We start from the raw sequence: 11,522 nt of genomic DNA, 5'->3' as shown, positions 1-11,522 counted from the left end.
GCCCTCTTGCGGGCTTTATATCGCGGCAGCAAGCCTCGGATCATCGATTTACTAAACGACGATGATGCCGTTTGCACATCGATGGGATCGCGTCCACTCAAGGAGAATTCTTACAAAGGAGGCTATGGCACTTCAACAAACTTTCAAAGAATGAATGAAGTTTAGTTTTGATTAGTAAACAAGAGTGCGGCGGATTTGCGACTATTTGTTTAGTGTGGAAGTATTTCCGGAAAAGCGCAGGTAGCCCCAGCGGCCGGGGACGTGCATGTCGATCAGGCCTTGCGGCGACCATACCCAGTTGTCTTCCTTCGGCTGGCCCGCGGTCCACTCCACTCGGCTGAAATTGATGCGCCAGGTGGTGCCAGGGCGGGGGTGCGGCACTGCCTGGCGCGAGGCGAAGGCATCCAGCGGATAGGCGATTTCCACGCTCCAGCCCCCGTCCATGTCGCCGGACCGGTTCAGGGTTCCCTGCACGGCGATGGCCGTCTTCAGTCCCTTGATGTCCCAGCTGTTGTCTGCTTGTCCGCCTTCGTTGTAAGGCTTGGGCAGGTACAGGTCCCAGCCCGTGTTGAGGGCGTTGATCTCGAATTCGTAATAGCTTTTGGTGGCAGGCAGCGGCTTGATGAAGACCTCGAAATCGTTGTCCTTGAAAATGACGGAGTCGCGCCGGGTCAGAGTCGCCTTCACCTCCGGCTCTTCGAGTTCGGCCGCGATGTACAGGTATTGGTCGTCCCACAGCATTTTCACGCGCGTGCGGAATTTCGGCTTAGGCTTGCGGTCGCCTTCAATGTCGACAAAGTCGGAAGTCCATGGCGCATTTTTCCATGCCGGGTCATCCAGCCTTCCGTCAATATTGATCGCGCTCGCCGCGCGCAGGCATTCATAGGCGAGCGGCGACGAATCTTCGGCCACGGCAGGAATGGCGGCGGCCAGCAGGGCCGCGAATGCTGTCACAACTTCCTTCATCAAGGTGTCCCTCCATGTCTCGCCAAAAGTTATAGCAAGGAGACAAGACCTGTTCAACAGGCCCGGCACATTCCGGCCACACTTTAGCGAACTTTAGTAAACTGGTGCCATCAATCCAGCATCCCAGGTGTCGCAGTGCCTATCATCCATCCCCCTTCCGTCGCTATCGACATCCGCAGCTACGGTGAGCGGTGGGTGGCGGACCAGCACGCGTTTGCCCAACTGGTGCTGCCACTGTCCGGCGAGGTGGAGCTCGACATCGAAGGCAAAGGCGCGCTCCTGAATCCCTTGATAGGCGCTGTCGTCGTGGCGGGTGCATGGCATTCCCAGCAAAGCGCCATTGAAAATCACTCCCTGATCGTCGACGTCGACCAGGCCGCCATGGCGCACCCGATCTGGGAGCGCATCGCGCAGCGGCCATTTGCCGGCATCAGCCCTGCGGCGCGCAAGCTGGTCGAGTTCATGCAGCTTTCCATCGCAGGGTGTGCCGCGCCGCCATCGCTGCTGCAGGGCTGGGTTCCGCTGCTGCTGGATACGCTCATGCTTGAGCCGCCACGCCTGCAATCGCGCCTGACCGCCCTGCTGGCGCATGCGGAAGCCAATCTTGCACTGCCCTGGACGACCGAGTCGATGGCGCAGTTTGCGTGCATGAGCGTAAGCCGCCTGCACGCCTTGTTCCAGGACCAGCTGAATACCAGCCCACGCGCCTGGCTTCTCTCCATGCGCCTCAATCGCGCCTGCGAACTGCTGCGCCATACCGGCCTGCCAATTGCGGACATTGCATTGAATAGCGGGTTCGGCGACCAGAGCGCCCTCACCCGCGCCATGCGCAGCCGGCTCGATACCACGCCGGCTGCCTATCGCCGCCAGGGACGAGAGTTCGCGACAAAAATCCAGTAGGCCGCGCCAAGACCACTCAGCGCGCAACGTCCACCATGTCCCCATTTGGGAGATGGACGTTGAATATTTCACTTGGCATTATTGCCGGCATCATCGCCGGCGCATTCTGGGGACTGGTTTTTCTCGCACCCGAGCTGACGCGCGGCTTCACGCCGATCCAGCTCTCGGCGGGACGCTATGTCGCTTACGGCCTGGTCGCCGCCATCCTGGTATCGCGCTCGTGGCGCGGTCTGTTCGCCAGGCTGGCCTGGCGCGAATGGAAGGCGCTGGCCTGGCTCAGTTTTGCAGGCAATATCATCTACTACTTCTTCCTGGCGAAGGCGGTGCAGACGGGCGGCATCGCCATGGCATCGATCGTGATCGGCCTGCTGCCGGTGGCGATCACCCTGGTCGGCTGCCGCGATGCCGGTGCCGTCCCCTTGCGCAGCCTGTTGCCCTCGATTGCGCTCAGCGCCGCAGGGCTGTTTTGCATCAGTTGGCAGCACCTTCAAACCGGATCGCTGGCTGGCGTGCTGTATGCCAGCGGCGCCCTCGCCTCCTGGACGGCTTACGCAGTCGGCAACAGCCGCTGGCTGGCGCACCTCAAGACCGTCACGCCGCATGAATGGAGCATGCTCACCGGCCTGGTCACCGGCGCCGAAGCGTTGCTGCTGGCGGTGCCGGCCCTGTGGCTCGCAGCGCCGCAGCACAGCACTTCGGAATGGCTGTACTTCTCGGCGGTAGTGACCAGCGTTGCCATCCTCTGCTCCATCATCGGCAACGGCTTCTGGAACTATGCCAGCCGCGCCTTGCCGCTAACGCTGACTGGCCAGATGATCGTCTTCGAAACGCTGTTTGCGGCGCTGTACGGCTTCCTTTGGGAAGCGCGTTGGCCGACCGTGATTGAAACCTCGGCGATGGCATTGCTTGCATCAGGAGTGGCCACTTGCGCACTGGCGCACGTGCCGAAGACCTCGCTGACCGCTACATGACTGCGGAAGCCGTACTCCTAGAACAGCGCCTGCTGCGCCGTGGTCAGGGCAGAGAAACTGTCGTGCAGCGGCAGCAGGATGGCATCGGCGATCGGCTGCAGCTGCTTGTCGAGATAGTGCTGGTAATCGATCGGTGAGCGCTGCACTTCCAGCGGTTCCGGGCCGCTGGTGGTAATCACGTAACTGATACGGCCGCCGTTCTGGTAGCGCAGCGGCCGGCCTTGTGCCTTGTTGAATTCATCGGCCAGGCGCGCGGCGCGCACCTGCGGCGGCACATTGACCTGGTATTCGTCGAGACGATGGCGCAGGCGCTTGCGGTATACCAGCAGTTCATCGTGGGCGCCGGACAGCGTATCGCGCGCATATTCGCGCACAAAGTCCTGATAGGGTTCATTGCGGAAGATGCGGGCAAACAGGCCTTGCTGGAATTGCTGCGCCAGCGGAGTCCAGTCGCTGCGCGCCACTTCCAGGCCGCGGTAGATGATGTCGCCGTCGCTGGTCAGTCCCGCATAGCGCTTCTTGCTGCCCATGTCGGTACCGCGGATGGTCGGCATGAAAAACTTCCGGTAGTAAGTATCGAACTCGATCTCCAGGTAGCTCTGCAGCTTGTATTTCCTGTGCAGGCGATCCTTCCACCATTTGTTGATCTTGGCGACCAGAGCGCGCGCAATGGCAAGCGCCTCCTCCGTTTCATGCGGCCGCTTGAGCCAGATGAAGATGGAGTCGGTATCGCCGTAGATCGCTTCATAGCCCTCCTTTTCCACCAGCTCTCGCGTGAGCTTGAGCAGTTCGTGGCCGCGCAGGGTGACGGAGGAAATCAGCTGCGGGTGGTAGAAGCGGCAGTCGGTGGAGCCGAGCACGCCGACGAAGGAATTCATCAGCAGCTTGAGCGCGGTCGACAGGGCATCGTTCTTTTCGCGCTTGGCGGCATCGCGGCCCTGCCAGAGCTGGGTGGTGATGGCGGGAAGGCAGTGGCGGGTACGCGAGAATTGGGCGCCGCGCATGCCGGGTACGGCATCGCCGCCGGCTTCCGCCTCCGCCTCGCCTTCGACCATGCCGACCGGGTCGACCAGGAAGGAGCGGATGATGGACGGATACAGGCTCTTGAAGTCCAGCACCACCACCGAGTCGTACAGGCCGGGGCGTGAATCCATCACGAAGCCGCCGGGCGACGCCACGGCCGGAATTTCGCCGACATTCGGCGCCACATAGCCTTCGCGATGCATGCGCGGCAGGTACTGGTGGCTGAAGGCGGCAATCGAACCGCCCATATGGTCCGGCACCAGCCCCGTCACGTGGGAGCGCTCCAGGATGAAGTCCATCACGCGCGTCTTCTCGAAGATGCGCGTCACCAGCTCGCAGTCTTTCAGGTTGTAGGTGGCCAGGGCCGGCTTGTCTTCACGGAAGCGGCGCTCGATCTCGGCCATCTTGTCGTAGTCGCTGCCGATTTCCTTGCCCTCCCCCAGCAAGGCTTGCGACACGTTCTCCAGGCTGAAGGAAGGGAAACTCCATGACGCGGCGCGCAAGGCCTCGATGCCGTCGATGGCGATGCGGCCAGGAATGGTGGCGAACACGTAGCCGTCGCGCGCCTGGTGGGTACGCCATTCGACCGGACGGCCTTCACGGCCCAGCAGCAGCGGCACCTTGTATTTTTCGGCATTCTTTTGCAGCGTTTGCAGGTCGAACTGCACCACGCTCCAGCCGATGATGGCGTCCGGATCGTGCACGCGGAACCACTCGTTGAGTTTCTCGATCACGCGACGCGGGGTCGGGCAGTATTCGAGGTCGAAATCCACCGCGGGCGGCGCGGCCGGCTGTTCGCCCAGCATGTAGACCTGGCGCTGGCCGCAGCCTTCCAGCGCGATCGAGTACAGGTCGCCGAAAGCGCTGGTCTCGATATCCAGCGACACCATGCGCAGGCGCGGGCGGTATGCCGGCGCGGGTCGCAGTTTGCCACCTTCGAATTCGACGCCGGCCGTGATGAAGCGTTCCATCAGGTAGCGTTCCGGCGGCTTGATGTCCGCCTCGTACAGGCGGATGCCGCGCTCGCCCAGCTTGCGCTCCAGCGCCAGCAACTGCTTGTAATGGCTGGCGTAGATGCCGACCACCGGCTCGCGCTGGAATGTCTTGAGTGCAACTTCGCGAATGTCGATGCCCGGCATGCCCGCCACCAGGGTCGCAATCGTTTCGCGCAGCGAAGCCTCGGCGAAAGCCACCGAAGCTTGTGCTGTCAGCAATATTTTGCGGGGGCCGTCGTCGGTCGCGAGCCAGAACTCGATTTCCGTGCCGTCGCGGGCGTCGCGCCAGGCGCGGGTAAGGATAAAACCGGGCATGCTGAAATTATACTGTATGAACACACAGTTAACTTGCAACTTTAAAATAACATTGCTAGAATAGTATGTTGCCTTGTATCAATCTCAGGCAGCCTAACTAGAAACAGGAAACTTAAATGATCAAGCAAATCACCGCTGCCACCCTGCTGGCAGTAGCATCCTTCGCTGCATCTGCAGCTGAACCATCGTTCTACGTCGGTGGCGACGTAGGTTCGACCAAAGTTGACGACCTGGACGGCCGCAAGACCTCCGTCGGCATCTTCGGCGGCTACACCTTCGACGAGAACTTCTCCGTTGAAGCCGGCTTCCGTCGCGGCGGCAAGTGGGACGACCTGAAAATCAACCAACTGTCCCTGTCCGTAATCGGCTCCGTGCCTGTGGCTGACCAAGTTGCCGTGTACGGCCGCCTGGGCTACAACCGCCTGGAATCTAAGTACGATGGCGGCAAAGAACACGAAAGCAAAGCCCTGTACGGCGTTGGCGTGAGCTACCAGTTCACCAAAGAAGTCAGCGGCCGTGTTGAATGGCAGCGTCCTGTTAGCGGCGCCCAAAACATCAGCGTAGGCGTGGCTTACCACTTCTAAGCTTTTGCGTTGTAAAGGGAGCCGCCGGACCTGGTCCGGCGGCTTTTTTTATTTGGGCTGCAGTGAAGCCAGGGCTGCTTCCAGGACTTCATCGCGGCCTGCCCGCACGCCTTCGACCGTTTGCTTGACCAGGTGCTGCGGCTGCACACCGACGCCGACGAAGGCGCGGCCATCCGGATAACTATCCTGTTTCGTGCAGATGCGCGCACTGCCGCCGCCCGGCAGCTTGATGAAGAGCGGCTGGCCGGTGCTGCCGCCGGTTGGCTCGCCCACCAGGGTGCCGCGCTGCGCGACATCGAAAGCCACGGCAAAATCTTCCGCCGCCGAGAAGGTCGCTGCGCTGGTCAGCACCAGCACCGGCTTTTTGTATTGGCGCTGCGGGTCGGGCTGCACCACATCGGAAGCTTCGGCGTACATCGGCTGTGCCTTTTCCCAGGCGCGCCAGGCCGGCTTATAGTCGCGGGTGGCCCAGCGGCTGGTCAGGAAAGCCTTGTCATCCAGCGTCGACAGGATCTTGTAGCCCACTTCCGAATTGCCGCCGCCATTGCGGCGCACGTCGATCACCAGCGCCGAAGACTTGGCAATGTCGGCGAAGGCGGCCATCCAGGCGTCAGCCGCACTGTTGTCATCGAAGCTGTTCAACGCAACGTAGGCAACGTCGCCCGGCAGCATGCTGAACTCAAACGAGGGAGAGTTGGCGACAGCGGCCTTGCGGGCTTCCCGGCCCACGCGCGCAAGCTGCTGATCGAACTGCTTGCCAGCAGCATCGCGGAAGGTCACGCGCACGGCCGAGCCGGCCGCGCCACGCAGGAACTGGGTCCCGAACGCGCGTAGTGCTTCGTCCTGCGGCGAGGAGGCACTCACATACGGCGTGATCTCGCGGGCTACGTAAGCCTTCACTTCGGCGCCATCCACCGCCACTACTTCCAGTCCGGGCATGATGCCTTTGGCGCGCAAGCCGGGGTCGAGGACGTCGGTCACGATGACGCGGCCTTCGACCGGCCGGGTCACCAGCAGCGGCAGGCCGCCCATGCGGTCGGACAGCTCGTTTGGCACCATCACGTTGGTGTGACCATCTTTCAGCCTGGCCACCAGCTCCGTCAGCACGCGGTAATAGTCTTCAGTACTGCGCGTTGCGCGCACGCGCGGCAGCGTTTCCAGGTACAGCTTGTCCCAGTCCAGCTTTTCCAGGGTGGCGGTATCGACGAAGTTGTATTTGACTTCCGACCATAGCTTGGACAGGCCGGCGACCTTTTCATCCTCGCTGATGTTTTCTTTATAAGAACCCGCCAATGCCGCGGTTTCCCACTGCATGGCAGGCTGCTGCTGCGCCATCGCGCCGGCGGCCATCAAGGCCAGGACCAGCGCCGCTACATGGCTTTTTGCCATTTTGTCTCCTGAATGTGCTGAATGCCCGACATTCTAGAGGCCCGGCGGCGCCGGCGCTACCCTGTTACAAGCCTGATACTTTTCGTACAGGGGGCGGCTGTTAGAATCCTTCCTCGAAGTTCTTCATTTCCCTTTCGAGACCATGCGACCACTTGCACTTCCCTTGCTGGCAGCCCTGCTGGCAGCCCCCGCATTTGCCACTAGCCCAACCCCCATCACCCTCGACCAGGCCATGTCCCACCCGGACTGGATCGGCACGCCAGTTGAAGCGGCATGGTGGAGCTGGGACGGCAAGCAGATTTTCTATAAACAAAAGCGCGTCGGCTCCTCGCTGCGCGACACCTTCCAGGCCGGCGACAAGCCGCGCCTGGTGGCGGACTCCGAGCTGTCCAACCAGGACAGCCCGAACATGGTGTTCAATCGCGAGCGCACCCGCGCCATCGTGCTGCGCAACGGCGACCTGTTCGAACGCGACCTGAAATCCGGCGCCCTGGTGCAGATCAGCCGCGGCACTGCCAACGCTTCCTCTCCCCAGTACTCGGCAGATGGCCGCAGCGTGCAGTTCAAGGTCGGCAACGACTGGTTCAGCTGGAGCCGCGCCGAGCGCCTGCTCTCCCCTGTCGCCTTGCCGCGCGCCGCCAAGGACCCGGCCGCCGCACCGGATGAAGACTACTTGCGCGACCTGCAGCTGCGCCTGATCACCACCCTCAAGCGCCAGAAGGATGAACGCGACGAGACACGCGCCCGCGCCAAAGCCGAACGAGCTGCCGACGCCACCCGCGCGCCGGCGCCGCTTTACTTTGGCGACAAGGTATCCATCGATGCCTCATCGCTGTCGCCAGATGGGCGCTGGCTGGTGGTCGCCACTTCGCCGAAAAGCAGCGAGAACGGCCGCGTCGGCAAGATGCCGCGCTACGTGACCGAGTCGGGCTACGAAGAATTCGACGACCAGCGTGCTCGCGTTGGCCGCAACCTGCCGCTGGCGCAATCGCTCAAACTGGTGGACCTGCGCACCGGCGCCATCAAGGACCTGTCCTTCGATTCCCTGCCGGGCATCGCCACCGACCCGCTGGCCAGCCTGCGCGAAGCAGCCAAGCAGCCGGCCCTGAAGGGCAACCGCGCCACCCGCCTGGAAGCCGATGAAGGCGACGGCATTGCCTGGAGCGACAACGGCGCCAAGGTCGCCGTCATGCTGCGCACCGTGGACAATAAAGACCGCTGGCTGGCCGGCATCGACCTGGAAGGCGCCAAGCTGAAGTCCCTGCACCGCCTGACCGACAATGCCTGGATCAACTACAGCTACAACGACTTCGGCTGGCTGCCGGACAACAACACGCTGTGGTTCATGTCCGAGGAAACCGGATACGCCCACCTGTACACCCTCGGCGCCGACGGCAAGCAGCGCGCCCTGACCAGCGGCAAATGGGAAGCATCGAACGTGAAGTGGAACGCCGACGGCACCCTGGCCTATATGCTGTGCAACCGCCGCACGCCCGGCGAATACGAGGTGTGCTCCGCTTCAGCCAAGAACGCCACCGTGCGCGAAGTCACCCAGCTCAATGGCGGCGTCGAACAGTTCGACCTGTCGCCTGACCAGCGCAAGCTGCTGGTCCACTATTCATCGGCCTACGTCCCTTCGCAACTGGCTACCGTGCCTGCTGCCGGCGGCGCACCGACCAGGCTGACCGATACCCGCAGCGCCGAATACAAGGCACGCGAATGGATCCAGCCGCAGATGGTAGCCGTGCCGTCGACCCACGGCGCCGGCCAGCCGATCTGGTCCAAGCTGTATCGCCCGGCCACGCTGGAACCGGGCAGGAAGTACCCGATCGTGATGTTCGTGCACGGCGCAGGATACCTGCAGAACACCCACAACCGCTTCCCGAACTACTTCCGCGAGCAGATGTTCCATAACCTGCTGGTTGAAAAGGGCTACATCGTGCTGGACATGGATTACCGCGCGTCCAAGGGCTATGGACGCGACTGGCGCACGGCGATCTATCGCCAGATGGGCCATCCTGAACTGGACGATTACGTGGACGGCGCCAAATGGCTGGCGGCAAACCAACAGGGCGACATCGACAAGGTCGGTATCTACGGCGGCAGTTATGGCGGCTTCATGACCTTCATGGCGCTGCTGCGCGAACCGGAGCTGTTCAAGGCCGGCGCCGCGCTGCGCCCGGTGACCGACTGGACCACCTATAACCACGGCTACACCGCCAACATCCTGAATACGCCGGACATCGACCCGGAGGCTTACCGCAAATCGTCGCCGATCGAGTACGCGGACAAGCTGAATGGCCACCTGCTGATCGCCCACGGCATGGTGGACGACAATGTGTTCTTCCAGGATTCCGTGCGCATGGCGCAGCGTTTCATCGAACTGAAAAAGGACAACTGGGAACTGGCGGCGTATCCAATGGAACGCCACGCCTACGTTCAGCCTGAGAGCTGGTACGACCAGTACCGCCGCATCTACAAGCTGTTCGAGAGCACCCTCAAATAAAAACCGGCAATTCTGGCTCGAACGCGCACGCGGCTGCCGCCAATCGGGTCAAGGTTTCGCCACGCTGCTTGGCAGCGTCTGGAAGTCGTCCGTCTGATACAGCGAGTGCCAGGCTGCCAGCAGCGCCGGCGGCGGCGTGACCAGCTTGCGTGCCGTCAGGTCCAGCCAGCCGCCCGAGCTGTTGATCCGGGCGGACAGCTTGCCATCACTGCGATACACATCGCTGCGCAGCATCCAGCGGCTGCCATCCTGCGACATCCCGGCCAGCGCCAGCGTGACGGTAATGGTATCCATCAGCAGCACTTCCTTGAAATACGCGATATCGTCCTTCATCACGACCGGGCCGATATTCAGGCGCTTGAATTCCGCCATCGGAAACCCATTCTCGCCCAGGAACATCATGCGGATATCGCCCGCCTTGTTCAGGTAAGCCGTGTTGGCCATATGACTGTTGAAATCCATATCGCCCCAACCGGCCAGCATCTTGCGTTCAAACATATCCTGTCCTTTAATCACTTGAACTTACTTCTATTTCAGTTCGTACATTCGCCTGCCTACAATATTTTTGAGCACTTGCTGGAAACTGACTGCAATCCCACTTGTCTGGTGCCTTTTCAAGGATTTCGAATTTTACTTGTTCAGGACGCACGCTATACCGCTCGACAATTGACCGCTTAAGAAACTCCATCTCTTTTGTCGCCTCGCTCCTTTCCGCCCCGTTGTAGAGTGCCCGCAAGGCGAACGTAGATTTTGACAGATCAATTCCTTCAAACTTATGATCAAGTCTCTCTACGGCGTTACGACGAAAGACAGGATCGCGTGCCGGACCAAACAACATCGTTCTGGGGAACTCGAAACAAACATTCGACATTGATGGCCCCTCTACCAAGGACACGTTTGCAGCCGATGGCTCGATATGCACAGTTCTAATTTTCTTCAGTTCGCCGATTGGAACTGACGGATAACGAACTAAAGCTTGAGTGCCGATTCTCTGCGAGACGATATCTGCGCCCCTTACGAACGGATCCTTCAAATCGATCTGCTCACAGGGGTTTAATGGAATACCGGCCATCAAAGCTTGTCGTGAGATGAGCTCAAAATCTTCCCTACTCAGTCGTACATTTACGTTGTTCTTTCTAACCCCAACCCATGTAAATGAGATGTCCTGCGTCTCCGTGAACAGATAGAGTGATGCAATGCTGGTCACAATAGTAGTAATAACCAAGAGCTTGAGTCTTGGGGAGAGACCGTTCATCCAACGATCAAGGGAACTGAGATCCTCTCGTTGTTTTACCTGGGAACTCCGCTTTTTGTACGTACCAAACAAAAGCCCCGAAGGAAAGACTCCCAACAGGGCGAGAGTAGGAAGAAAATAACTGAAACGTAGCGGGAAGTGCGACATTGTCCAGGTGAGAAATGCTATCGTTAGGACGCCTAGCACCACCACCAAAAAGTTGAAGTTCCCTCTATCCCACTCGAATTCGTAATCGCTCTCTGAAATTTTTTTCTCCGCATCGCTCGGCCGCATTTTTTCGAAGCACCAGTAAAGTTCCGACAGCCCCCTAACAACTGGATATGCGATCAGCGTCCCAATGCAAATAGCACCGAATAATGTGAAGAGAAAGCCTACCGAAATCAGCGAAAAAAGGACCGTATCTGCAGCCGATATCCCACCCGGACTGAACTCGTTTCTGATGAAGTAGAAATACATCAGGATGGCGCCGAACGAGAATGCAGCAATGTACACAATGGCGGCGCCTTGAAGAATCTGTTCGAACCTTAGCTTGCGGATTTCCTGTGCAAGCTTTACATGTTCATGATTCCGTTGCGACTCCTGCCGCTTTGAGTTGTCCAAGCAATGATCTCCTAGGAT

9 protein-coding genes are annotated in these 11,522 nt (G+C 60.3%); 4 read left to right on the top strand and 5 right to left on the bottom strand.

The window, feature by feature from the left end:
- Positions 1–201 precede the first annotated feature (201 nt).
- Positions 202–966 (bottom strand): carbohydrate-binding family 9-like protein, encoded by a 765-nt coding sequence (locus ACN9MZ_RS07850; protein ID WP_426342875.1) that lies wholly within the window; start codon positions 964–966, stop codon positions 202–204.
- Between the two features lie 135 nt (positions 967–1,101).
- Here ACN9MZ_RS07850 and ACN9MZ_RS07845 point away from each other — a divergent pair, with 135 nt between their 5' ends.
- Both ACN9MZ_RS07845 and ACN9MZ_RS07840 read left to right on the top strand, forming a co-directional pair.
- Positions 1,102–1,866 carry a helix-turn-helix domain-containing protein gene (locus ACN9MZ_RS07845; protein WP_426341641.1) on the top strand — a complete coding sequence of 255 codons (765 nt, stop codon included), beginning with the start codon at positions 1,102–1,104 and terminating at the stop codon, positions 1,864–1,866.
- A 35-nt stretch (positions 1,867–1,901) separates the two neighbouring features.
- Positions 1,902–2,837, top strand: a complete 936-nt coding sequence (locus tag ACN9MZ_RS07840) for a DMT family transporter (RefSeq protein WP_426341640.1) — start codon at positions 1,902–1,904, stop codon at positions 2,835–2,837.
- Positions 2,838–2,854: 17 nt separating this feature from the next.
- On the opposite strand, the gene ACN9MZ_RS07835 is transcribed toward ACN9MZ_RS07840, so the two are convergent.
- Positions 2,855–5,170: a DNA polymerase II gene (locus ACN9MZ_RS07835; RefSeq protein WP_426341639.1), complete on the bottom strand. Its 2,316-nt coding sequence runs from the start codon at positions 5,168–5,170 to the stop codon at positions 2,855–2,857.
- Between the two features lie 116 nt (positions 5,171–5,286).
- Here ACN9MZ_RS07835 and ACN9MZ_RS07830 point away from each other — a divergent pair, with 116 nt between their 5' ends.
- Positions 5,287–5,754 (top strand): porin family protein, encoded by a 468-nt coding sequence (locus tag ACN9MZ_RS07830; protein ID WP_426341638.1) that lies wholly within the window; start codon positions 5,287–5,289, stop codon positions 5,752–5,754.
- Between the two features lie 48 nt (positions 5,755–5,802).
- Here ACN9MZ_RS07830 and ACN9MZ_RS07825 read toward each other — a convergent pair whose 3' ends face one another.
- Entirely contained in the window at positions 5,803–7,143 is a 1,341-nt protein-coding gene (locus ACN9MZ_RS07825; protein ID WP_426341637.1) for a S41 family peptidase, read from the bottom strand.
- A gap of 142 nt (positions 7,144–7,285) precedes the next feature.
- Between ACN9MZ_RS07825 and ACN9MZ_RS07820 the strand changes: the two genes are divergently transcribed.
- Positions 7,286–9,649 (top strand): prolyl oligopeptidase family serine peptidase, encoded by a 2,364-nt coding sequence (locus tag ACN9MZ_RS07820; protein WP_426341636.1) that lies wholly within the window; start codon positions 7,286–7,288, stop codon positions 9,647–9,649.
- Between the two features lie 48 nt (positions 9,650–9,697).
- Here the strand turns inward: ACN9MZ_RS07820 and ACN9MZ_RS07815 are convergent, their stop codons facing one another.
- Entirely contained in the window at positions 9,698–10,147 is a 450-nt protein-coding gene (locus ACN9MZ_RS07815) for an acyl-CoA thioesterase (RefSeq protein WP_426341635.1), read from the bottom strand.
- 10 nt (positions 10,148–10,157) lie between these two features.
- Positions 10,158–11,504: a hypothetical protein gene (locus ACN9MZ_RS07810; protein ID WP_426341634.1), complete on the bottom strand. Its 1,347-nt coding sequence runs from the start codon at positions 11,502–11,504 to the stop codon at positions 10,158–10,160.
- Between the last annotated feature and the right edge of the window lie 18 nt (positions 11,505–11,522).

This window comes from Pseudoduganella sp. S-14 (assembly GCF_049913285.1).
GTDB lineage: Bacteria > Pseudomonadota > Gammaproteobacteria > Burkholderiales > Burkholderiaceae_D > Rugamonas.
Note: the sequence above shows the minus strand (reverse complement) of the source record. Positions and strands in the feature narration are given on the sequence as shown.